Origin of the sequence: Nocardia sp. NPDC050793, from assembly GCF_040654065.1 — a bacterium.
Taxonomy (GTDB): Bacteria; Actinomycetota; Actinomycetes; order Mycobacteriales; family Mycobacteriaceae; genus Nocardia.
Map to the genome: position 1 here is coordinate 22,586 of NZ_JBFAHG010000009.1, position 24,678 is coordinate 47,263.

General features: G+C 64.1%; 17 protein-coding genes. 8 read left to right on the plus strand and 9 right to left on the minus strand.

What is annotated here, in order from left to right; translation table 11 throughout:
• Positions 1-466: 466 nt before the first annotated feature.
• Positions 467-712 carry a S1 RNA-binding domain-containing protein gene (locus tag AB0H50_RS27075; protein WP_357457730.1) on the minus strand — a complete coding sequence of 82 codons (246 nt, stop codon included), beginning with the start codon at positions 710-712 and terminating at the stop codon, positions 467-469.
• A gap of 703 nt (positions 713-1,415) precedes the next feature.
• Between AB0H50_RS27075 and AB0H50_RS27080 the strand changes: the two genes are divergently transcribed.
• Positions 1,416-2,408 carry an RNA polymerase subunit sigma-70 gene (locus tag AB0H50_RS27080; protein ID WP_357457733.1) on the plus strand — a complete coding sequence of 331 codons (993 nt, stop codon included), beginning with the start codon at positions 1,416-1,418 and terminating at the stop codon, positions 2,406-2,408.
• Here AB0H50_RS27080 and AB0H50_RS27085 read toward each other — a convergent pair.
• The gene (locus tag AB0H50_RS27085; protein ID WP_357457736.1) at positions 2,402-3,652 is read right to left on the minus strand and encodes an SRPBCC domain-containing protein; all 1,251 of its coding nucleotides are present in this window, start codon (positions 3,650-3,652) and stop codon (positions 2,402-2,404) included. The two genes, AB0H50_RS27080 and AB0H50_RS27085, sit on opposite strands and share 7 nt — an antisense overlap.
• A gap of 279 nt (positions 3,653-3,931) precedes the next feature.
• On the opposite strand from AB0H50_RS27085, the gene AB0H50_RS27090 reads away from it, so the two are divergent.
• From AB0H50_RS27090 to AB0H50_RS27115, 6 genes are all read left to right on the plus strand, one after another.
• On the plus strand, positions 3,932-5,212 hold the full coding sequence (locus tag AB0H50_RS27090) for a sugar ABC transporter substrate-binding protein (RefSeq protein WP_357457739.1): 1,281 nt from the start codon (positions 3,932-3,934) through the stop codon (positions 5,210-5,212).
• 187 nt (positions 5,213-5,399) lie between these two features.
• The gene (locus AB0H50_RS27095) at positions 5,400-6,251 is read left to right on the plus strand and encodes a sugar ABC transporter permease (protein WP_357457742.1); all 852 of its coding nucleotides are present in this window, start codon (positions 5,400-5,402) and stop codon (positions 6,249-6,251) included.
• A 134-nt stretch (positions 6,252-6,385) separates the two neighbouring features.
• On the plus strand, positions 6,386-7,162 hold the full coding sequence (locus AB0H50_RS27100; RefSeq protein ID WP_357458335.1) for a carbohydrate ABC transporter permease: 777 nt from the start codon (positions 6,386-6,388) through the stop codon (positions 7,160-7,162).
• A 207-nt stretch (positions 7,163-7,369) separates the two neighbouring features.
• Positions 7,370-7,966 (plus strand): TIGR00730 family Rossman fold protein, encoded by a 597-nt coding sequence (locus AB0H50_RS27105; protein WP_357457745.1) that lies wholly within the window; start codon positions 7,370-7,372, stop codon positions 7,964-7,966.
• A gap of 72 nt (positions 7,967-8,038) precedes the next feature.
• Entirely contained in the window at positions 8,039-8,464 is a 426-nt protein-coding gene (locus AB0H50_RS27110; protein WP_357457748.1) for a hypothetical protein, read from the plus strand.
• Positions 8,465-8,646: 182 nt separating this feature from the next.
• On the plus strand, positions 8,647-9,465 hold the full coding sequence (locus tag AB0H50_RS27115; protein WP_357457751.1) for a helix-turn-helix transcriptional regulator: 819 nt from the start codon (positions 8,647-8,649) through the stop codon (positions 9,463-9,465).
• A gap of 104 nt (positions 9,466-9,569) precedes the next feature.
• Here the strand turns inward: AB0H50_RS27115 and AB0H50_RS27120 are convergent, their stop codons facing one another.
• Complete coding sequence (locus AB0H50_RS27120) at positions 9,570-13,370, minus strand: hypothetical protein (protein WP_357457754.1); 3,801 nt, start codon at positions 13,368-13,370, stop codon at positions 9,570-9,572.
• A gap of 686 nt (positions 13,371-14,056) precedes the next feature.
• Here AB0H50_RS27120 and AB0H50_RS27125 point away from each other — a divergent pair.
• On the plus strand, positions 14,057-14,266 hold the full coding sequence (locus AB0H50_RS27125) for a hypothetical protein (RefSeq protein WP_357457757.1): 210 nt from the start codon (positions 14,057-14,059) through the stop codon (positions 14,264-14,266).
• 37 nt (positions 14,267-14,303) lie between these two features.
• On the opposite strand, the gene folE is transcribed toward AB0H50_RS27125, so the two are convergent.
• The 6 genes from folE to AB0H50_RS27155 form a co-directional block, all read right to left on the minus strand.
• Entirely contained in the window at positions 14,304-14,897 is a 594-nt protein-coding gene (gene folE / locus AB0H50_RS27130; protein ID WP_357457760.1) for a GTP cyclohydrolase I, read from the minus strand.
• Positions 14,898-14,924: 27 nt separating this feature from the next.
• Positions 14,925-15,662 (minus strand): 7-carboxy-7-deazaguanine synthase QueE, encoded by a 738-nt coding sequence (locus AB0H50_RS27135; RefSeq protein WP_357457763.1) that lies wholly within the window; start codon positions 15,660-15,662, stop codon positions 14,925-14,927.
• A complete protein-coding gene (locus AB0H50_RS27140) occupies positions 15,655-16,077 on the minus strand; it encodes a 6-carboxytetrahydropterin synthase (protein WP_357457766.1) in 423 nt (140 codons plus the stop codon). Before AB0H50_RS27140 ends, AB0H50_RS27135 begins: the two co-directional genes overlap by 8 nt.
• Complete coding sequence (gene queC, locus AB0H50_RS27145) at positions 16,074-16,775, minus strand: 7-cyano-7-deazaguanine synthase QueC (RefSeq protein ID WP_357457769.1); 702 nt, start codon at positions 16,773-16,775, stop codon at positions 16,074-16,076. Before queC ends, AB0H50_RS27140 begins: the two co-directional genes overlap by 4 nt.
• Positions 16,772-17,155: a hypothetical protein gene (locus AB0H50_RS27150; protein WP_357457772.1), complete on the minus strand. Its 384-nt coding sequence runs from the start codon at positions 17,153-17,155 to the stop codon at positions 16,772-16,774. The genes queC and AB0H50_RS27150 overlap by 4 nt, the downstream gene beginning before the upstream one ends.
• Positions 17,156-17,369: 214 nt before the next feature.
• Positions 17,370-24,593 carry an amino acid adenylation domain-containing protein gene (locus tag AB0H50_RS27155; protein ID WP_357457775.1) on the minus strand — a complete coding sequence of 2,408 codons (7,224 nt, stop codon included), beginning with the start codon at positions 24,591-24,593 and terminating at the stop codon, positions 17,370-17,372.
• Positions 24,594-24,678 lie beyond the last annotated feature (85 nt).

The following is a 24,678-nucleotide window of genomic DNA, read 5'->3' on the forward strand; positions in this document are numbered from 1 at the left end:
AAGTCGAATTGCGTTCCCATACATCAGGTTTGAACCTCACTATGCTGTGCGATCGCCAATGCTGTTTCCCCGTGTCGAACAGGACCGTTCGAGTTCGTAACTTCATACACAGCAGTGGGCGTTCGCGGGGTTCGATCGACCGCTGTCGGGCGGTCGGAACCTCATGACGCCAGTCGATCTGTACGTAGGGTTGCCATGTGGGCATGTCCGTCGGTCGGATGATTCCGACCATCTCCTGCGCAAGATTCGCGGGGCCGGCTCCAGCTGCACCACTCACCTATTTGGCGCGAGACAATTCCACAGACCGGTGCGAGCCGGAAGAGCTTACGCACCAGGGAACGCGTTCTGGCGCAATGCCATCAGTCCCGGATGGGCAAACGCGTCGAATCGAAGTTCCGGGGTGGCTACCCGGCGCCTACGATCAGTGATGTGGGGCCAGCCTCTACCTGGCCCCACATCCGGCGTGTTATTGGGCCAGTGCGACGCTCAGTCGTGGCGGACCCCATTCGGCGATGCGAACCGAGATCGAGTCGCCGGCCTGCGGGGTACGGACCCAGGAATCCTTGTGCAGCAAGCCGTGGATTCCGGGTGCGACCTCAACGAATGCACCGAACGGGACGACAGATACAACTGTCGCGTCGACGACGGTGCCGACACCGTGGCTGTCCTGGTACGCCTGCCAGACAGCGAGAGAAACCTCATGAGAAGACAATGTTTTCACCTCCTTTCGTAGTCCCTCGAGATCGATGGGATGCGTAGGAGGGCGGGCCTCTGGCCCGCGCCGCGCTCACCGCGCGGCCGGGAATCCTGTCTGTGCGCGGCTTTCAGCCGACCCGGCAGTCACGCCGCCAGCGTAGCGGAGATGCCGCATCGAAACCAGCCCTGTGGTTCGCTAACCGGTTACGCTGAGCCCAGGTCGAGACAGAGGCCACGGCGCGCCCTCCCGAACGCGGATACACACGGTGGCAACGGATTCTCCTGCCCTGCAAGGAATTCGGGTCATGGACCACCGAATCGACTGCCGGTCCCCCCACTCCGCATAGTCCACCAGGCTTTCGAGGAATCAGTGCCGGCCACCCTGACGACGTAGTCCACGCATACTGGTTGATGATGCCGCTCGCAGGCATCTGGTCGACGACACACCGCCTGGACAAGCTGTCACGGTAATACTCCACACAGGTGACGATGCGCTGGTTGTCCATGCCGCTCATGGGGCCTGACCACGTTCTCTACCAAACCTGTCGGTAACGGTCTCGGGTCCATCCAATCCGACACTCGGCCTATTGTTCAACGTGGTCAGCCGGGCTGATCCTCGAGCACTCGGCTTGGAATTCATCGGCGATCCATCGTGTCTCGATCGCTTCAGCTCCTCGCTGAGCTCGAACTGAGACCCAGGCACATGCGACGATGACGCGGTGCCGACTACCGAACTGCTCAACCGAGCATGTGGCGGCGACTTGACGGCATTCGATCAGCTGATCGAGCCGTATCGCCGGGAGCTGGAGCTGCACTGCTATCGCATGCTGGGGTCAAGGCAGGACGCCGAGGATGCCGTGCAGGACACCTTGCTGGCTGCCTGGCAGGGTATCGGTGAGTTCGAAGGCCGTTCGTCGGTGCGGACGTGGCTCTATCGGATCGCGACTCGCCGCTGCCTGAACATCCTGCGTGCTCACCGCCGCCGACTATCTGTTCCCATGCCGGTGGACATCGCGGCACCGCCACCGACCATGTTTGCCGAAGTGACCTGGATCGATCCGTATCCGGATGCGGACCTCGACCAGATTCCTGACACCGCTCCCAGCCCATACGCTCGATACGCCGCCGCCGAAGCGATTTCGTTGGCGTTCGTCACCGCACTTCAACTGATCCCTCCCCAGCAGCGCGCAGTCCTGCTGCTACGCGATGTGTTGGGATTCTCCGCGAAGCAGGCCGCGCTGGCGCTGAATGTTTCGGTCGACTCGGTCAACAGCGCTCTCAAGCGTGCCCGGGCAGGTGTCGGTCGGCGGCTACCTGCCCGGCGTGAACCTCCGCCTGTGCCGAATTCGGTCGAGGAACGCGATCTAGTGGAACGGCTGACCTGTGCCTACCTGGCCGGTGACGTCGCCGCAATTGTCGCGCTGTTCACTGAGGATGCCTGGTTGACCATGCCGCCGATACCGCTGGCGTACCAGGGGCGGGAGTCGATCGCGGGCTTTCTCACCGAGGTCGCATTCACCGACAGCCGTGCGTACCGACTGGTGCCGACCCGAGCGAACGGACAGCTGGCCTTGGCGGCCTATGTTTTCGACGCACAATGGGCGGAAAGAGCGAACGGACTGCTCGTTCTCACTCTGACCGGGAATCGCATCATCGCTATGACGCGATTCCCGGGTACGGTCCTTGCCCGATTCGGCCTGCCAGGTCAGTGAGAACTGAGGACCTGCCGCAATCGGCGCAGATGCGCCGGCCAGCCGTTGCGCTGCTGCGTGGCCAGTTCGATCTTCTTCTCCAGCGGCCAATCGACGTCGGTAAATCCGTGCACACCGACCCGCACCCGAGCACCCGCGACATCAGGGCTGATCGTGAACCTGACCAGTAGCGAGTTCCCTGGGGCGGGTGTGTCGCTTTCACGGTAGAGCCAGCGGAAGGCGAATACCGTGGGTGCCTCCACAGTTTCGACGGTGATCGGCAGCCTCTGAGGTGTTCCGGTCGCCCGGAGCCCCCAGGTAAGCGCGCCGGTAGCGCCGGGTCGGACGTCCAGGTCGGCTTCATCGCAGAACCACGTCTCGGGTGCGACGAGTGCCTTCCATACAGTATCTTCGTCCGCCTCCACGACGATCTCGTCCTCGATGAGGTCGGGTACTTCGTCGGCATCCCTATCGGCGTTGTGCGGATCGTGTCCGGGGTCGCCGCCGTCGATACCGATCGCCAGCCGGCGCAGGTATGTCTCCCAAGCCACCTGATGACCGGCGGTCAGGGCGTGTGTGGGCAGGCCGACGTGCTCCAACACCAGTCGAGTGCCACCCGGTATAGATGCGAGGGTCACCGTCACCGTGGTGCTGCCCGGCGCCAGAGCCGCTGCATCCTGCCGGGCTCTGTCGTCGAGCACACGCTCTGCTGCGTCCACGCCGAACCCGTAGGTGAAACTCAGCCGCTCGGGGACCGACACTTCGATGAACTCGCCCTGGATCGCGAATCCGTCAGCCATGGCCACGTGGAACCTGCCACCAGGTTCGGGCTCCACAGTCGCGGTCTCGCCCATCCAGCCGACGATCCTCCGTTGATCGGTGAAACACCGAAAGACCGTCTCAGGTTTGGCATTCAGCAACTTCGTCACCAGAACACGGGAGGTATCCGCAGAGTCGGCGACGAGGCGTTTGCCCTCGTTCAGCAACGTCAGTTCGGCGATCTCGATACCGCCACCGAAGCTCAGCAATGGATGGTTGCGGCACAGCTTCTCCGCAGCAGCCAGGTCAGGCGCTGTTACCAGCGTATATCCACCGAGCACTGTGTCGGACCCGCAATGTCCGACCTTGCTGGCGGCGAAAGCTGGGTTGCCACGGTCGGCCAGTGCCGACCCCAACTCGCCGAACCAACCGGTCCAGGCCTCGAACGCTGTATTCGAGGGGCCGAAGCCCTCTGGCACCCGATTAGCAATCAGATACGTCGCCATGATCTCACCCTTCGTGTCTCGCCCGACAATCTCGAGTCCTGCCGGTACGTGTTGGACACCGGCGAGATCAGAAACTGGGCGCAGATCCAGAAATTCGCTCCAGACAACCTCGATTCGGCCACAGTCTCCTCCCGGCCTAGCTCTGCTTCTCGAGAGTGGGGATCCGCTCACTGGTTCGGCACCTCGCCCGGGACTAGCCTTCGTTGCCGATCACAGTCGGACGCAACCGCACGTGGAAGGACCCCTGTGCCAGGTGCCCCTTCGTGGCCCCGCCGGTCGATGTTGAAAGCCGCGCTCACGGCACCGTTGGTGCTGACTGCGGGATGCGGTATGGATGATGATGCGCTGACATTCCTCTTCGGTGCCCGGCCCGAAGAGGCGCGGGTGCGTTTGAAGATCATCAAGGAATTCCGTAAGCGCCGGCCGGACATCGCTATCCGGACCGTCATTTCCGGGCCTGATTCCCTTCAGCAAGTGTTGACCTACTGTGCTGGCGGGCGGTGCCCCGACATCCTCATGGCGTGGGAGTTGCTGTACGCGGGCCTCGCCGAGCGCGGTGTGCTGGTGGATCTGAACACCCTGCTAGCCCGTGACCCCCAGTTCGCAGCGCAGTTGAGGGGCGACAGCTTCTCGCACCTGTCAGAGGTCTTCATGTTCGAGGGCGGGCAATATGCGCTGCCCGAGCAATGGTCGGGTGTGTTTCTGTACTACAACCGCCGGTTGTTCCGTGAGGCGGGTGTCCCATTGCCGCCGGCCCGATGGAGCGAGGCATGGAGCTTTGCCGAGTTCCTCGATACGGCACGGGCGTTGACACGGCGAGACAGTACCGGGCGAACAACACAGTGGGGGCTCGTCGATGCCTGGGTGCCGTATTTCTCTGCCACCTGCTTCGGAATGAACAATGGGGCGCAGTGGTTCTCGCCGCCCGTCGCGCCCACGCACACCAATCTGGCAGATGCTCGGTTCACCGAGGGGCTGCAGTTCTATGCCGATCTGTCGGTTCGTCATCGCGTCGCACCGAAAACCGCTGATCAGCAGTCGATTTCGGCGAACGACCTCTTCGCCCGAGGGCGGGCGGCGATGCTGTTGGGCGGACACTGGCTGTACTCGGAATTCGCCGATCAAGATGACGTCGAACTGGATGTCACCGTTCTACCGGTTGGTCCGCGAGGTGGGCCCGGAGCGATCACCGATATCGGATCCACGGGTTTGGCGATCGCGGCGAGCAGTCCACGAATCGAAGAGGCCTGGGAATTTGTGAAGTTCGCGACCGGTCCGGTCGGGCAGGCGCTGATCGCTGAGTCGGGGTTGTTCGTGCCGGTTCTCAAGTCGGCCATGCGATCGCCCGGTTTCGCGGCTGCTCATCCGAGCATCCGCAACCTGGAGGTATTGACCGACGGTCCAGCTCATTGCTGGTTGATGCCGGTTACGCCCGTCTGGGGCAAGGTCGAGTCACTGATCGAACGCAGCTTCAACCGAGTGTTGCGCGGCGTGGTCACCGCAGAGAATATGGCTGGCCCGGTCGCGGCGGATATCGATGTGCTGCTGAAGGCGCGGTGAGGTCGCGATGACAGTTCAGGAACCCGTGGCCAGCCGCGACGCCGTTGCGGGCAAGCACACCAGGCAGCGTCCGAGTGAAACCGACACCTGCGGGCGACAGCCACTGCGCAATCGCTGGAGGTCGCTCCAGGGTCGCAGGAGGCGTCCGCCTCGCTCGGCGCTTGCGCGGCGCCAGGCACGAGCAGCAGTGCTGTTCGTAGCACCGAATCTGGCCGCGGTAGGAGTGTTCCTCGTTTTTCCGCTGGCCTTTTCGCTGTACTTGAGCTTCCACTCGTGGGATGTATTCGGTCCCATGCGGTTCGTAGGCGTAGCGAACTTCCGGCGGCTGTTCGGTGACGACCCACTGTTCTGGATCGCGGCACGTAACACCGCCGTGTTCACGGTACTCACACTGGTGCCTACCGTTGTGATCAGCATGGCCGTTGCCGCTCTGCTGAATCGACGGCTTGCCGCCATAGGGCTCTTCCGGACCATCGTCTTCCTCCCGCTGGTCGCCTCCACGGTGGCGATGGCGGTGGTGTGGCGGTTCCTGTTGACTACCGATGACGGATTGCTGAATCTGATGCTGGGATGGTTCGGCATCGGTCCGGTACCGTGGCTGACCGACCCGCATTGGGCGCTGCTGTCGCTGAGCATGGTGACCGTATGGAAGAGCGTGCCATTCGGGACGGTAATCGTGCTTGCCGCCATGCGCGGGATACCGGAGCCGCTGTATGAGGCTGCCAGGATCGATGGTGCAGGGTCGATCCGGCGCTTCTGGTCGATCACCGTGCCACTGATCCGGGGGCCGTTGTCGTTTGTTTTCGCGATCACCATCATCAACTCGGTACAGGCATTCGACCAAGCCTACGCGCTGACCGGAGGCAACGGCGGACCCGAGACCGGAACCTACGTGCTCGGAATCATGCTGTTCCAGAATTCCTTCCGCTTCTACGAGGTCGGATACGCCTCGGCACTGGCTTGGGTGATGTTCGCGATGCTGTTCTTGCTTACTGTTCTCCAGTTGGTATTTGCCCGTCGCTCGGAGATTCAGCTATGAATCGGCTCACCTCTCGCAGGGCGACAGCACGACCTTCTGCTCTGGCGGCCTTCGGCAAAGCGTCGTCCACACGGATCCCGCGATCTGTGTTGCGCAGGACTGTCCGTGGCGCACTGCTCTACGCGGCACTCATCATGGTCGGGTGGTGTGCACTGGCGCCGATCCTGTGGGGATTGTCAGGATCGCTGAAAAGCGAGGGTGCGGTGACTGATCCAACGCTCATACCAGCGCATCCGCGGTGGTCCAACTACGCTGAGGTGTTCGAGTTGATCCCGCTGGGTCGCATGCTGTTCAACACCGCCATCTACGCCGTATGTGTCACCGCGGGGCAAGTGTTCTTCTGTTCGCTGGCCGGGTACGCGTTCGCGCGCCTACGTTTCCCGGGTCGTGAAGTTCTGTTCGTCGGCTACCTCGCTACCTTGATGGTTCCACTCACCGTTACCGTCATCCCACAGTTCATGCTGATGCGCACGTTCGGCTGGGTGGACACTCCGTGGTCGATAATCGTGCCCGGTCTGTTCGGCAACGCCTTCGGCACTTATCTGATGCGGCAGTTCTTGGCCACGCTCCCCATAGAATTGGAGGAAGCCGCTCTCCTCGACGGCTGCACCACCTGGCAGACCTATTGGCGTGTCGTGCTCCCCCATGCGCGGCCTGCGCTGGCGGTGGTAGCCGTGCTGGCCTGGATCTCGGTATGGAACGACTTCCTCTGGCCGCTGATCATGATCCAGCAAAACGACTACGCCACTGTCACCCTGGGCCTGGTGCGATTGCAGGGTCAGTACCACACGCGCTGGCCCATACTGATGGCCGCGTCCATGGTGATCCTGCTGCCCTTGGCACTGCTCTATGCCGTCGCGCAGCGTGCATTCATCCGTGGCGTCAGCATGTCGGGGTTGGGTGGCCGATGAGCAGCATATTGCGCGGCACATCAGTCGCTCGGATGGTGCTGGAAACCGGTATCGTCGTCTGCTGACCCACCGCGTCGCGCGCTATCAGTGCAGTGACCACGGTTCGCGGTTCTGGCAATCTCCCTGCCGAATGCACTCATCCGCGATATGCCAACCCGGCATTCCCAGTGGTGGGGAGTTGCGGGGCAGGTCTCATAGGGTGCCTCGGTGAACATCTGTGTGTTTCTTTCGGCCGCTGACCTGGATGAGCGATACACCGCGCCCGCCCGCGAACTCGCCGCGCTGATCGGGAAGGGAGGGCACACATTGGTGTGGGGTGGGTCGGATGTCGGGTTGATGAAGGTGATCGCGGATGGTGTGCGCCAGACCGGAGGGCGACTGGTTGGGGTGTCGGCCGAGTTCTTGAGGTGGGCTGATCGGGCGGATGTCGACGAGATGGTGATCACCACGGATCTCGCGCATCGCAAGGCCGAGCTTCTCGCACGGTCGGACGGTGTGGTGATCCTGGTCGGCGGATTGGGGACATTGGACGAGGCGACCGAGGTGGTCGAGCTGAAAAAGCATGGCCTGCACAAGAAACCCGTGGTGGTGTTGAACACTGCGGGCTTCTACGACGGGCTTCAGGCGCAGCTGAGCCGTATGGAGTCCGAGGGGTTCCTTCCGCGCCCGCTGAACGAACTCGTGTACTTCGCTGAGCAGGGTGGCCAGGTGCTGCCATATCTCGAGTCCGTTCTACAACAGCATGTGTCGACGAAGCCGTCCCCGGTGGAAGCAGAGAATGTCGGGAATCAGTGTCGAAATTGAGACAGGGCGTACGTCGAAAGGGAGGGACCACTCTCCGGTCCCTTCTCCCGACGCAGGACAGGACGATGAACGATGAGCACCGAGTCCGAAGTGAGAGAGCCCAATCCCGGCGACTTCACCGAAAGCCTGATCGTGGCGGTAGCCCCGTCGGTCGTGCTAGCCGCGCTGACCACCGCAGCGGGAGTCTCGTCCTGGTGGGGCCCGAGCGTGGCTCGTGACAACGGGCTCGAGGTGCGGTTCCCGGTCAGCGACGATCCGCTTGTCCTGCGTCTATCGCAGTCGGGCAACTCCGTCTATTGGACCGTCGAGGAGTGCTCGTTCCTACCCGAATGGGTCGGCACCACACCGACGTTCGCGCTCAGTACCCACGATGACGGATCGACAGTGATCGAGTTCCGCCACACCGGACTCACCCCCCAGCTCGACTGCTACGACAAGTGTTCGACAGACTGGTCCTATTTCCTGACAAGGCGCTTCCGTGCCAGTCTGCAGCCCTGACATCACACCGGTCGGTGCTTGGTCCTTGGGCCTGGCAAGCTCGGCACGAAGGGCGGATTTCCAGCGAAGAGGGAAACCTGCCTTGACGGCGCCAGGGGATTTCCCATAATGCCACGGCGCATCGGTAATCGTCAGGACAAGAATCTGCTGCCGGTGGACGATAGTGTCGATAGACTCCGCAGGTGGCCGTATCAAGCGAGACTGTGCCTTGGCTGACGAACCGAGATCTCGATGCCGTCCTCCGGGTGATCGAAGAATGCGAATGCGCGCCCTCGCTAGCCGACTTCCGAGATATCGCACTCGAGTCACTGGCCCGCTTTCTGGGATACCGCCATTCCACATTTTTCATCGCGCCCTCGGAGCAGCAGTTATTCGAGGACCGGACGCCGAAGGCGCACGGACTCCCCACGCGCCTGCTCACCCCCTACATCGAGGACTTCCACAGCGGCGATGTCTTCTCTCAGCCTGCGGTCTTACGGACCCTGCAGTCGCGCCGTGTGCTCACTCTCGACGACCTGTCGAAACCGGTTACGCCGTTGCGCGAGCGATATCTCGATGAGTTCCTTTTTCGCAACGGTGCGTACGCAAAGATGGTGGTTTTGTTGAAATCGCCAAGCGGATACGCAGCCGCGGTCGGGCTCATCGACGGCGAGTCCGGCCGTTTCGGCCCACATGATGTCGCGACGTTTCACATCCTGGCACGTCATCTCGGCAACCTCCTGAACAACCACCTGCCCAAGCTGCCCGGCACTGCGGGCGAGGGTGATCTGCAGCTGTCGGTCAGGCAAACCGAGGTAGCGCGGCTGGTCGCCATGGGCCTGACAAACCAAGAGGTCGCCACAGCTATGCAGGTTACGACCGCCACAGTCAAGAAGCACCTCACACACGCGATGCGAGTCCTAGGTTGCACCAACCGCACCCAATTGGCGATGCGCTATTACGGTTCCGACGCGCCCCAGATCGATTCCCCGGTACCACAGAGCCAATCCGCGCAGCCGTAAGCAACCGCGGCTGCCGGGCGCGAAATCCGATCTCGCGGCTGCTCTCACCAGTGGCAGCCTGCATACGCTGACACCGAAAAATGGCGTGTCGAAGTTGCACACGACTACCGAACTTGGTGCGCGCCCGCACACAGCTCCATCGGAGCCACATCAGGAAGGTAACGCGACCACTCCTGTGCGGTCAGAGTAGCGCTCCCGCTGCCGCACAGGCCAGCGATAGCCTGCTCGGCATCGACTTGCCAAATCAGCGCCGTTCGATTGGGTCCACCCGCAACCAGTGTGCGACCGTCGTGCCCGAATTGGGCATCGTTGACCCGCGCGGGGTAGGCGTTGAGCACCGCGACGACTCGTGGGGCAGCGAGATCGTCGATGTCCCACATCCAGATCCCGCCGCCACCTCCACCACCGACAACCCGGCGCCCGTCCAGACTGAACGCCACGGTGTTGACCGCATCGGACGGACCGCTCAGCGTTGACACCAACCGTGGCCGCTCGGGTTCGCTCAGATCGAAGACTCGGGCGGTGTCATCGGCACCGCCCGCCACGAGCATGCCGGAGATAGGACTGAACGCCACAGCGAGCACTCGGTTTCCGAAGCCGGTCAACGCAGGCAGTTCACGCGGATGCTCGCGGTTGCGAATATCCCACACGCGCACCGTATTCTCCGAACTCGCGACCGCCAGCAATGTACCGGTTCGGTCGACAGCTACCTGCGCGGGCAGCCCCGGTCCGGTGTCCACAGCGGACAGTTGATGCGGGGCAGCTGGATTGGTCACGTCCCAGAGCGGGATGATCGGGTCATCCTGGCCTTGTGTGATCAGCACCGACCCGTCCGGCACGAACGCCAGTGTCCCCAGGATTCCCCGGACGGCACTGATCGTCGATACCTGGACAGGACGCCGCGGGTCCTGCACATTCCACAAGTAGACACGATCGGTGCGGCTTCCTATTGCCGCAGTGTTGCCGTCCTTGGTCAATGCTGCCGCCCCACTGGCCTCCTCCTCCAGGCCGACGGTGATCACCGGCATCTCTTCAGGTGCCAGAGGATCTCGAACATCCCACAGGTGTGCGCGGTTGTTCTTCGCACCGGCGGCTACCAAGACCTTGGTGCTCTCGCGGTCGAACTGGATCTGCCACACAGCGCTCGCTGCCGGCAGAACGGGTCCGGGCAACGTCCAGATGCGCGCCGTACCGTCGTCACCAGCCGTGACGATCGCCGCGCCGTCACGGATGAACCGGACCGAGGTGAGGATGGCTGGATCCGGCAGTGTCAGATCGAGACTGTCACGGCCCAGTGTCCACACGCGTGTAGTGCCATCGGAACTCACCGCCGCCAAGCGGGTGCCGTCGGCACTGAAATCGACATCGTTGACATAACTGGTGAATCCCGTCAAGGCCGGTAGGGCACTGGGCTGGCGAGGATCGTCGAGGCGCCAGCGGCGAACTTCGTTGGCGCGGTTCGGTATCGCGATCATCGCGCCGTCGGGACTGAACCGCACCGCGAGCGCACGCGCCGGTGAGCCATCGCCCGGGATATCGGCCAACAGCCGCGCTTCCGGCGATCGCCAGTCCCAGATCCGAAGCGCGGCTTCGTTTCCTGCAGCGACGAGCAGCCCCCCATCGGGACTGAAGGCGATCACCGGGAACCCGGCAGGCAATTCCAGGGCGGGAAGGGCACTGGGTTGCCGCGGATCCGACAGCGAGAACCGCCAGATCTCCTTGTCCTCCACCCCGGCCAGCAGCGACCGGCCATCCGGACTGAAGGCAAGCGCGTTGACCCAGGCGTTCAACGGTATTCGCGTCAATAGTTGTGCTTCCGCGGGCTCGGCGACCTCCCAGAGTTCGATAGTGTTCTCGATACCGCGGGCGAAAAGCCTCCCGTCCGAAGTCTGCGCCATGGCGGTCAAGGAGGACTCTCGGTCCGACGAGCCGGCCGGAATATGGCCGAGCTCGGTGACCGCACTCGCCGGGTTGGTTCGATACAGGGTGACCGAATTGTCCGCGCGACCGACAGCGAACCGTGTCGAGTCACCGCCGGTCGTGAGCACGGCCCGCCCCTCAGCGCCGAGCAACCGCACTGGCGTGTGCACCGCCGAGGAATCCAGCAACGCCGACCGGGCCTCCACCGTGGGGCTGACCCGATAACCGGCGAGTGCGAGCTGAGCCGCCAGCGCAGGATCCTTGCCCTGCAAACTCGTCGACTGTAATGCGATCTTGCGTGACAGTGCTTCGTCGCGCGTCCGCGCTGCTGTGTCACGGCTGCCGTCGGCGATCGTTTTGAACACGAACGCAGTGGCGGCCAGTACGACCGCCATCACGCATGCGAGGGCCAGCCCGATGACCAGACGATGCAGGTTGCGGGTGCGCCGCGCTTCCCGTGCGAACATCGCCTGGTGATGGGCCAAGCTGGCGTCGATGTATTCACGTTCGAGCTTGTTCAGATCCCGGTCGTGACCGTCGGTGTCTGTCCAATCCTGAATCAGGGTCAGGCGTGACTGCCCCAGGAGGGCACTCTCATCATGAGAGCTCTCCTGCCACACCCGTGCCGCATCGGTCAGCTGACGATGCACGACCAGTCCAGCGCGATCGAGGTCCACCCACCCCGCCAGCCGGCTCCAGGCCCGAATCAACGCTTCGTGCGTGATCTCGACAGTGTCCTGTTCAACAGTGAGCAGGCGTTGCCCGGCGAACCGTTCGATCACCATGTTGACTTCTCCGGCCTGGTCGCCGAAAAAGAGCTCCGATCGATGTACCCGCCGTCGCGTCAAGGTATCGGAATCGACGGTGAGCAGGCGGAGCATCGACCGACGGGCAATCTGCTGCTGTGCGTGGTCGAGCGCGGAGTACACAGTCTCCGCCGTGCGTTCGATGGCGCTGGCGATCCCGCCGACCGCGTTGTAATCGGCCACCGTCATTCGTCTCCGGCTGGCGTGCATCCATACCCGCAGCAGCGTGTGCGACAGCATCGGAAGCGCGCCGACATCGTGCGCGGCGCCCGAACCGCGGGGGGCCAACTCGAGGATCAGCAGTTGAACCAGGTCGTCCTCCACAGTCCAGCCGACCTTCCGAGCTGGTTCGACGATCGCCTGCCGCAGTTCGTCCTGACTGAGCGGGCCGACCAGCAGCGCGGTGGTGGCCAGGGCACGATGCAGCGCAGGCTCCTTGGCTGCGTGCTGGTAGAAGTCGGCGCGCAGCCCCAGTACAAAAGTTCGTTCGTCACCGGCGTAATCGACCAGCCTATCGAGGAATTCTTCGCGTTCGGCCGCGTTAGCGCACAGCGTCCATGTCTCTTCGAATTGATCGATCACCACGACACCGACCCGGTCGATATTCCGCAGCGACTCCCCCGGATTTGTACCCGGCACAATGATTTCAGCTGACACGCCGCTGTTCCGCAACGACGGAAGCAAGCCTGCTCGTAACAGCGACGATTTCCCCGATCCGGACGCGCCAGTGACGAACAACACCCGCGGACGTCCTGTCGATTCTCGAACCTCATCGACACGCGAACGCAGTTCCTCGGTCAGCTCGGTTCGACCGAAGAACAATTCGGAGTCCTCCGTATGAAAGGGCTCCAAACCTCGGTAAGGTCGTGCACCGCGCTCACGCCGGCGGCCTGTCGTCGGCCGGATCCGGCGCACGGTGGCCAGCCAATCCTGCTGTGCCGCTACCGACGTCACCCCACAGGCTTCCAATACGGCCCGGAACATGCTCTCGTTGGCATCCGTTGGTAAGTAGTGGCCGGCGAACCAGCCGCTGGCAGTCCCGTGCTGGCAGTTCGACCGTTCCACGACTTGGCGGATCGTTAGTCCGGCGTCAACGCGAAGCCGGGTGAGGACGGCTGCGAACTCTTCTCGAGTCTGCACGGCCCCAAGACCCAACTGGTCGGTATCGTCCCTCATCATCGCCGAATACTAATAGCTGCAACGCTTCAGCGTGGTCTGTATGGATCTTGTATTGACTACTTCTGCGTCCGTACGTGCTGGTCGCAGGATCAATACGGCGGGCTCGCAATGGAGAACTATCCCGTAGCCCAGCCGATTCCCGATCGAATCGACGCATGTGGAGCCCTACGGTGTACTACGTCCGACTGATCCAATCCTTCTCGCCCGAGACGAAGCCGATCTCTGAGCAACACCGTGCTGCGGCGCGGACGCTGCCCGCGGCTCGAACCCACGATCGCCGCGATCTCGATGTCCTCGCGACGCAGCGGCCGCCCACAACCGACGGTCCGTTCGTCGAAACCAAGGAGTATGTGATCTGTCCCCGATACGGGACCCTGCCTCGGACAGTGTGACCGACCCGGGCCACGGAGGGGAAAAGCGCCCGGGACGGCATCCGTCACCCGTAGCGCGCCGTCAGGCGAGTGGGGGAATCCCCGAGGAGGTTTACGCCTGCCGCCATGTGCCTCGTTGTGGCGAGCAGGCTGCCGTCACGCCACCGACGAAGCGGCTCGAGAATAACGGCAGTCGCGATTAACCCCCTGTCGCATGCCCGCAATTCCCAGATGTGGGAAGTTTGCACTGCAGGGCGTGGATACGATTCGTGAGGCGGCGGTTCGTTGCCGCAAATAATCGTTAAGGAGAAATGAATGAAGAAGCTGAGCGTTATCGCCATCGGCTGCCTCGCGTCAGCGGCAATCTCGGTGATCGGCGCCGGAACGGCTAACGCCATCGGTACTCCGACACCCGTGACAGGGTCCTCGTCGACCGGCTCGGCATCCGGATTCGACTTCGAATTCTGGAAATACATTGCCACCGGCAGTTCGACCGGTGCAAATACCGGCAGCTTCGGTAATTGATTGCCAGGTGTGGTGGCCGCACCGGGCGGCCACCACACTAGCGAGATCGAGTCGCGTCTCGATGCGCCGCCAGAACGAGTTCCAGGGTCGGCCCGTCCGGCGCTCCTCGTACCGTGCGCGTCGTGGTGGCCGTCCCCGGATCCTCGATACCGCGCAAGCTCATGCACTGATGCTCAGCGGTGATGACAACACAGACCCATTCGGAAGCAAGGCGGTCGGTCACCGCGTCGGCGACCTGACTGCCAAGCCGTTCTTGAACCTGAAGCCGACGCGCATATCCGCGCACCACGCGCGACAGTTTCGACAGCCCAACGATCGCCGAACCAGCCACCGGCTGATAGGCCACCGTCGCTGACCCGGTGAAGGGCAGGAGGTGATGGGCACACACCGACGCCAGCCGGATCCCGGAAACGATCACCGGCCCCGGCGTATCCGGCGCCGGGAAGGTCCGCGACAAATGGTCGGCGGGATCCTCTTCATATCCGGCAAGCAGATGTGCCCATGCCTTGGCCACTCGCAAAGGAGTGTCCGCGGTGTGCGCGCCTTCATCGATGTCGAAGGCCCGCAGCAGACCGGAGACCGCGATGGCGGCCTCGGCCAGTCGCCCGGAACCGTCCTGCGTGGTGGTCACCGCGCCGATCAATGTCTGCGTTGACAATCAGGTTCCCTTCGTATCGCCAAATGCCAGCACATGAATGCGATGTGTGGCGTTCACACCGACATCCGCGGCCCGGCGCGCAATCGCCGGCCACCGAGACTGCAGTTCCTCCACGCCGGTTCCCTGCGGCATCACCCAGACGCGGTCCCGCGGCCATCCAGCACGCTGGGCGTATTCGGCGCTGGCGTTCACCTCTTCGGCAGTTGCGACGACGAACTTCAGAAACGCCCTGCGAGCCAGCCGATCTCGACTGCTGCGCACATAGGCCGCCCAACCCGGATGCAGATCCGGTCGCTGGCCGCGGCGGTGTGTGCCAGCATTGCCCAATTTCGGTGAGACCGCCGCAGCGGTGGCGTAGGTCCGGGTCACCGTATTCGGTTCCAGCGTGCCGTTGGTCTCGAGGTGGATGGTGCATCCTCGGTCGTCGAGGCCTCGAAGCAACCGCAGCCACGCGGGTTTGCGTTGGTGCATCAGCGGTTCCCCACCGGAGATGATCGTGAGCATCTCCGGTGTCGCGCGTTCGACAAGGTCCTCCACCGCCACCGGCGGGGTCTCGCGGGCCAGGTTGTATCGTCGCTCATCCCAGGTGTAAGGGGTATCGCACCATGAGCACGCCAGATTGCAGGTACCCAGTCGAATGAATTGCGACACCTTGCCCGCATGGGGGCCTTCCCCCTGGATCGTGGGACCGAACTGCTCGGCGACCGGGAGAGTGTCCGCGGACGTGAACTCACCCATGATCGCGAGTCCAGCGGGCTTGGTTGGACGGGCCTTCCCGCAACAGCACGCCGGTGAGCGTCAGCTCGGGCAGGAGCTCGTCCGCAACGCTCGCAAGATACTGGGCGATCGCCTCGGTGGTGGGCCAGCTCGGCAGGGTCAAAACCTTGAGGTTCTGTTCGGCCAGAAACACGCCCACCGGATCGTCCACGTGGCAGACGAACCCGTGGTCGAAGTGTTCATCGATCCAGCCCCGCAGCACACGCTTGATACGACCGAACTCCACCTGTTCCAAATCCACGTCATCGGCTCGGAAGCTCCATTCGATGACGAAGGAATGGCCGTGCACATTGCGGCATTTCGCGCCGACGCCCGACAACACCGGGATCCGGTGGGCCGCTTCGGCAGTGTGACCGACTGTGATCGTCAGGCTCATGCGGTGGCCTGCCGCCAGAAGTCCGGATCGCGATACACGGTGGGATCGTCGACACCGGCCTCGAAGAAAGCCTCCGCGCGTTCCACGCAGGTCCCGCAGCGCCCACAGTGCCCACCCAGCTTGCCTTCGTAGCAGGACCACGTCAGTTCGAACGGCACGCTCAATCGAGCCCCGGTCCGAGCGATATCGGCCTTGCTGCTGTGGACGAACGGAGCGCGTACACCGACGCCACATCCCAGTTGCGCAGCCTTGGAGACGGCGTCCATGAACTCCGGCCGGCAGTCGGGATAGATCGCGTGATCACCGGCGTGAACTGCGGTCACCACCTCGGTGAGGCCGTGGGACGCGGCGATTCCAGCCGCCGCCATGAGCATCGTCGCATTCCGGTTGGGCACCACTGTTTGCGCCATCGTCGCGGCGGTGTAGTGGCCGTGCGGAACCTCGCCGGCACCGGTAAGGACCGAGTTCACCTGCGACCCGAACGCGGTCAGATCCAAGCGGGTCAACTGCACCCCGTACCGAGCTGCGATCGAGGTGGCCGAGAGGAACTCGATGATGTGGCGCTGCCCGTAGTCGACGAACAACGCCATTATCTCCGCGACAGCTGGGTCGTGGACGCAGTCGACCAGCGCTGTCGTCGAGTCCATACCGCCCGACAGCAGTACCAACACACGGCGGAGCATCGTCGTCTCGCTCACCGGTGGTCTCCGATCTTCGCGGTTGCCCGCAACACGATCCCACCGCGCGACTGCTGGATCGTGGTCACGGTGTACTCGGTCGAGTGCTGTGCGTGCAGGTCCCGGGCAACGGTGGAGGCCAGATCCTCGCATCCGATGCGTTGGTCGCGGAATCTCCATAGAAACAGCTTCAGCGATTTGGACTCGATCACACGGCCGACGGGGTTGTACTCGATGATGACTGTATAAATGTCGGGCTGCCCGGTCACCGGGCACAGTGCCGAAACCTCGCTGCAGGTCGCCGATACCGTGGAAAGAGTGGGATCGGCGGGAAAAAAGTCGAGAAAGTCGATGGGATGCTGAACGACTCGGCCGAGTACTCGACTGTCCGGTATAGCCATATGACCCTATTCCTGCTGTTGGCTGCTCGAATCGACACACAAGCTATGCGGCACGCCTGCTGTCCACCCCATTCTTAGGCCTTACCACGTGTGGGAACTCGATCTGCGGGACTGGACTTCCCCATGGTGGCGATGTGCCACTGTGTAAGCTTCACAACAGGTTGCGATCGGGCAGGGGATTCAGCCGACCATGCGTCTCAACGCCAAAGTGCGGTCAGATGTCAGCGTTGACGGTGCGCACATATTCAGCCACGACAGGACCGATCACTTGCAGCGCGGCCACGGACAAGAGTCGGCGATGGTCGAACCCCACCCGGTGCTCGATGATCTGCCCGCCGACGTGGCTACGCCATGTCGCGATGTTCGGACTCCGCCCGTCGTCCGCATGGTCGGCTGAGAAAAACAACAGATCACCGTCGAAGATCTCCGGAGTATGGGCCGACAACCGGGTGAGCACGTCACGGTAGGCGCGCTCGATCCCACGCAGGGCGCTGGCTGACCCACCTTCGCTCCTTCGACCCCGCTCGGGGGCCACTCCACCCGGTGCGGCACCGTCCAATTCGGATAGCACGAGTCGGTATATCTCCCGCTCGTCGGGCAGTTCGCGCAAATCTCCCGCTCGACTGTCTAGCATGATCAATCCAGCAACGTGTTCACCACAGCGACGCAGCTCGACCGCGAGTGCATGGGCGATCGGACCACCTGCGGAATAGCCGAGCAATAGGTACGGACCATGCGGACGAACCCCGCGAATCGCCTCGAGATAGACGTCCACCAGATATCCCAAATCGTCTGCGGCAGTGTCAGTATCGGTGAGAAACGGAGACTGCAGTCCGTAGATCGGCCGCTCGTCGAGGTGGCGCACCAGCCCGGTGTAACCCCAGCACAGACCGATGGCCGGGTGGATGCAGAACAGCGGTGTCCGCCGACCCGTGGCACGGATCGGCAACACCGTCCGCAGGGCGTCGTCGGCGTGTCCGGACATCGCCGAGCCGGTGATTCGGGCAGCGAGTCCCGCAGGGGTCGGATCGGCGAACACCCACTGCACCGGGAACGCGAGACCGGTACGTTCTCGCAATCGCGACACCAGACGCACTGCGGCGGTCGAGGTGCCACCGAGATCGAAGAAATTGTCGTTCACCCCGACAGGAGCATTGGCAAGGATCTCTTCGAAACCGGCGGTGACAGCGTGCTCGGTCGCGGTCCTGGGTGGCTTGCAGACCCGATGGTCACCCCTCGACGGCGGAGCCGGCAGGGCTTGCCGGTCCAGTTTCCCGTTCCGGGTGAGGGGAAAGCGGTCGACTTCGACAAGTGCAGCGGGAACCATGTACGCCGGAAGGTGTCGGGCTATCGCGGCGCGCAGCTCAGTGGTATCGCGGCCTCTCCGACGATGTTTCTCCTGTGCCCCAGGGGGTTCGGCACGATCGACTACGACGTACGCGACCAGCAGGGGCCCTCGACGTGGGTCGTCGCGGATTACCGCGACCGCCTGCGCGACCTGTGGCTGCGACAGCAGCGCCGCCTCCACTTCAGCGAGCTCGATCCGCACTCCCGAGAGCTTGACCTGATGGTCGGTCCTGCCGACGTACTCGAGTTCGCCATGCCGCCATCGGACCATATCGCCGGTTCGATACATCCGTTCGCCGTCAGCTGGATCAGGACAGGCAACGAACCGGCACGCGGTGAGGTCCGCGCGACCGGCATATGCTCGCGCCAGAGCCGATCCGGACAGATACAGCTCGCCGACCACGCCTTCCGCAACCGGTTGGAGCCGGTCGTCGAGGACGTGGACACCGATGCCAGGGAGGGCTGTTCCGATGGTGATCGGCTGCTGCGGCGATAGCGCGTCGGTGCCGGTCGCCAGGATGGTGGCCTCCGTCGGTCCATAGCCGTTGTAGAACCTCCTACCGCTGACCGCCCATTCCGCCACCAGTTCGGGTCCGAACCGGTCGCCGGCGACCACGACCACCTCGAGATCGTCGAGCCCGGTCGAGCCTGCGGTGCTCAAGGCCCAGGGTGTGATGAACACGTGGGACACGCGGGTTCGCCGGATCAGCTCGCTGAGTTCGAAACCTCCGAACACATGCGGGGGTGACACGACCAGAGTCGCGCCCACACTGGCGGTCAGCACCAACTCCAGTACCGATACGTCGAAGTTCGGTGAACAGACGTGCAGTACCCGAGATTCGGCGGTCACACCGTAGCGGTCGCGTGCGGCGGCGATCAACCCGGCAAGTCCGGTGTGGGTGACGACCACGCCTTTGGATTCCCCGGTGGATCCGGAAGTGAAGATCATGTACGCGGCGTTGTCCGGTCGCGCCGTCGGGGCGCGGAGTGCGGTGACAGATATCGCATCCGCTGCAGAATCGGTTCTGCTGCTATCGATTTCGACCCACCGCACCGAGTGGGGGAATCGTGCACGATGCTCGGAGGTCGTGACGCCCAGACGCGCACCCGAGAGTTCGAGGATCCGGGCGACACGCAGCTCCGGGTGGGCCGGGTCCACCGGAACGAACGCGGCACCTGTCTTGGCTACCGCCCACACCGCGGCAACCGACTCGAGCGAGCGCGTGATGCCTATCGCCACCAGCTTTTCCGGAGTTGCGCCCAGCCCGATCAGCTCATGCGCGATCCGGTCGGACCAGGCATCGAGGTCCCGATACGTCAGGTGCTTACCGTCGGCGATCACCGCGAGCGAGTCAGGATCGACAGCGGCACCTCGCGCCAGGATCTCGCCCATCGTGGCCGGTGCGGCCGATGCGGGAGCGAAGGTGATCTGTGCTCGTTCGGCGCGGGTTCGGATATCGATGTCGCCCACCACCGTTTCCGGATCGGCGATGATTGTCGAAAGGATCGTCTCGAGCCGCTCGGCCATGGCCTCGATCTTCGGGGAATCGAACAGCGCGGTGGCATAGCAGAAACCGACTGTCGTTCCGCGGGCATCGGTGGTGACGGTCACGGTGAGGTCGAACTGCGCCGCGACCGGGTCCAGCTCGAGCCTGCGCACCTCCAGTCCCGTCGCGCTCAATTCCCTTGCCGGGCTTGTGAATGCGAGCAATACCTGGAAGATCGGATGCCGCCCGCCTTCTCTGGAAGGGCCGATCTCCTCCACGACACGGTCGAACGGGACCTCCGCGTGCCCGAACGCTCCCAGGTCCGTACTCCGAATTCGATCCAGCAGCTCACCGAAGGTGTCCTCCCGGCGCACCTCTGTCCGCAGTGCCAGTGTGTTGACGAACATTCCCACCAGGTGATCCAGCCGTGTCGAGCCTCGGCCCGCCACCGGGGTGCCGATCACAACATCCGACACCCCGCTCAACCGCGCCAGCAGCACCGCCAGGGCCGCGTGGATCATCATGAAGGGGGTCATACGGCGGGCGCGGGCCAGTTGCTCGACGGCCTGGCTCACCTCGGGCCGTACCGACCGAGTGACCATTGCCGCGGCCCCCAGAGAATCCGCCGGGCGCGGACGGTCGGTCGGGAGTGGCAGGCAATCGGGTGCTCCTGCCAGCGCGCCACTCCAGTAGCGCAGTTGCTGCGACAGCATGGATTGAGGGTCGTCCTCCGCGCCGAGGCGGCGTCGTAGCCAGCTCGCGTAGTCAGCGTAGTGGATGGTCAGCGGTGACCAGTCAGGCTCGGTGCCGCGTGCGCGTGCCGCATAGGCGGCGAGCAGGTCCTGCGTTAGCGTCGTCGCGGCGAAGCCGTCGACAGCGATGTGGTGTGCCACCAGCAGCAGCACATGAGATTCGGTGTCGGTTCGAAACAAATGCACCCGCAGCGGCACCGCGGTGGTGACATCGAATGGGACGGCTATTACGGCGGCCATGGCCGGTTCCAGCTGATCGAGCGCTATCGCGACCGGTTCCAGATGCGGCGAAACCGCATCGGCATCGACGATGAGTTGGTAGCCAGTGCCGTCTGCCTCCGGATAGCGGGTACGCAGCGGTTCGTGTCGAGCGATCACGTCGCCGAGCGCGGCGGTTAAGGCGGCACGGTCGAGTGGGCCGCTGAATCCCAGCGCCACGGCAACGTTGTAGGCGGGCGACTGGGGATCGACGCGGTTCATCAACCACATTCGCTGCTGGACAGGCGCGAGGGGGACCCGATCGAGCCGCTGGCTCGCGACCGAGGCCGGAATGGCGGCGGCGCGGTCGGTGTCGATCCGCTCAGCGAGTTCGGCGACCACTGGCGCCTCGAACAGCGTCCGCACCAGGACCTGTCGTCCCAGTGCATGTTCCAGCACGGCAACCACCCGGGCGGCCGCCAGCGAATCGCCACCCAGGGCGAAGAAGTCGTCTCCGGCACCGACCGAGCCGCACCCGAGGATCTCGGCGAAGGTTGCGGCAATCCGGCGTTCGGTGCCGACCGGTGTGACGTACCGCGCACCGGTGTGGCGAGGCTGAGGCAGCGCTCGCCGGTCCACTTTGCCGTTCGCGGTCAGCGGGAGCGCGGGAATCGGGATCAGCTGATCCGGTAGCAGATACGCGGGCAGTCGCGCACGCAGCCGCCGCGCAATGTCGTCCTGGACATCGGTCACCTCACCGTCAGCCGGGACGAAGTACCCCAGAAGGCGAGTGCCGCGGCCGATGACGACCGCGTGCGCGACGGTGGGATGCTCGCGCATCGCCGTCTCGACCTCCTGAGGTTCGATGCGACGGCCGCGCACCTTGATCTGCTGGTCACTGCGCCCGATGAATTCGAGTTGCCCGTCAGCCAGCCAGCGCACCAGATCACCGGTCCGGTACATACGCCCAGCTCCGAACGGATCAGCCACAAATCGTTCCGCGGTGCGTCCGGCCTGGCCGAGATAGCCGCGAGCGACGGCGGGACCGGCGAGGTACAACTCGCCGACGGTGCCGTCGGGGACAGCACGCAACCGGGCGTCGAGAACATGAGCGTCAAGGTTGTTCAGCGGACGTCCGATGGGCGGAGCCCGATGATCGGCACGGCGGCGGACCGGTGCGGCGGTTGCGTAGATCGTCGTTTCCGTAGGGCCGTAGGCGTTGACCACTTCGAACGGCACCGTCGCATCACTGTCCCAGTGCAGCCGGTCCCCCGCCGTACATAGGATACGCAAATCCATGGTTGCGCTGCGGGGTAGCGCCAGCAGTGCCTCGGCGAGACCGGTAGGCACGCCCACGAGGGTGATCCGCTGGTCGCCGAGCCAACTGCACAGCAGTCCCGGATCACGGCGATGCTCCGGTTCGGCGATGTGCAGGGTGGCGCCGTGCGACAGTGCCGCCCACATGTCGAGCACGGATGGATCGAAGCTCGTCGCGAACACCAGCGCGCACCGGTCCCATGGGGTGATCGACAGGCGTTCGCCTGCCCAGTGCACAAGGTTGGCCAGCGACTTGTGTTCGACCATCACCCCTTTGGGGCGGCCTGTCGTACCGGAGGTATAGATGACGTACGCCAGATCCAGCGGGATCGGTGTGTGGCGGCGGATCTGGTTGTCCACGCCCGGCAGGTCGACCACCGCCGCGACCGGACCCTGCCATTCGATCTCGGGCTCTTCCCCTGCCGTGATCAATGCGCGAGCACCGCTGTCGGTGAGCACCCAGGCGGTGCGCTCGTCAGGCCATTCAGGATCGATTGGCACGTACGCCGCGCCGATCCGCCATACCCCCAGGGCCGCGCACGGCAACCACACCGACGCAGGCAGACGCAGCGCCACCCGATCGCCCCGCCCGACACCGACACCGGTCAGCCAGGCCGCGACCCGATCGGCGTATGCGTCGAGCTCGGCGTAGGTCAGTCGAGCCGAGTGAGCTACGACCGCCACCTGGTGGGGTGCACGGTCGATGAGGTCTGCGACCCGTGTCGGCACCGGGCATCCCGCGGCCCGAAGCGGTCCGCGCGAGCGCGCGAGGATGGCGACCCGCTCTTGTTCGGTCAGCAGATCGAAGTCGATCACCGCACGATCCGGCTGGGCGACAACGCATTCCAGCACCTGCAAGTATCTGTGCAGAATCGACTGCGCGGTGTCGTTGGTATACCGACCGTGCCGCCAGGTCAGCGTCGCGGTCAGCGTGCCGTCGATGTCCTCCATCTCCATTCCGAGGTCGAACCGGCCGATTCCGGTCTCCACCTCCAGCGTCTCGACCCGCAGATCCGGCAGGTCGAGGACCGCGGCCGCCCCTTCTTCGAGGGTGAACTTGATCGCTGCGAGCGGATCCCGCTGCACGCTGCGCGCGGAGCCGAAATGAGCCACTACTTGTTCGACGGGCAGTTCCTGATGCGCGTACACCGCCATGGCCGTCTGGCGTACATGTCCCAGGAGCGCGATGAAGGACTGCTCCGGCACGACGGTAATCGGCCACACCAGCGGACTTGCGAACAGTCCGACCGTGTCTTCCCAGTCGGGATCGAGCCGTCCAGCGACAGGGACGGTCATGGTGCCCTCGTATTGCCCCGACAGCCGTGTCACCAGCAACTCCCACGCTGCGAGCAGGGTCATGAACAGGGTCGCGTTGTGTTGCCGAGCCAGCGCAGTCAGCCGATGGCGAAGGTGGGCGGGAACGACGACCCGCAGCCGACCTGATTCGTCGCCGTCGTCGACCAGGACGTCGCCCGCAGCGATCATCTCGAACGGCCGAAGTCCATGGGGCAGCAACCGTGTCCAGAAGTCGAGCTCGGCCTCACGGTCGTGGACGTCGAATAGGTCGCGGTGGCGCAACGCATAGTCCAGATAGCCCGGTCCCGGCGCAACCGGTGGTGGCGGTGTGCCTCGCCTGCGGAGGTCGTAGTACCGCGCGAGGTCGCGCAGCAGTATTCGGGTGGAATGCCGGTCGGTTACCACATGGTGGAAGCTCAGCAACAGAATGTGGTCGGCTGCGGTGCGCAGCAACCGGACCCGAAACAGTGGCCCCCCGGTCAGGTCGAAAGGCGCGCGAGCCTCGTCGCGGACGATGGCTGTGACGTCGGCCTCGTCGACGGGTTCGGCATGCAACGCGATCGGCGCGGTGCGGCGCACCTGTTGGGTTGGCCCGGCGGCGCTGTCGGTGATTGCGATCCGCAGGACCGGGTGGGCCTCGGTTAGATCGGTCAGGGCCTCGGCAAGGACGTGTGTATCCAACGCACCGGTCACCCGGAAGGCGAGCGCGACGTTGTAGTCAGCGCGCCCCGGAAACATCTTGTCCACGAACCACAGTCGCTGTTGCGCGGGGGACAGCGGAGCACGGAACCGCTCGCCGATCGGCGAGCTGTCGGCTGTCTTAGCCCCCTGATGGGCTGCGGCTGCGATGATCCGGGTGAACGCGGCCAAGTCGGTGTCGAAGACCAGGTGGACGGGAACGGAGATGCCGAACTCGGTCTGGACCCGCCCGAGGATCTGCATGGCCTGCAACGATGTGCCGGCCAGGCTGATCAGCGTCTGCTCCTCGTGGACCTCGCAGCACAGCACGTCTTCCCATATCGCGCGGACGCGATCGCTCACGCTGAGCCGCGTCGTGGTCGTGCGGCCACCAGCGGCGAATGCGCCACTGCGGCACCCTGACTGCCATGCTCGCGAGGGCGAGCCG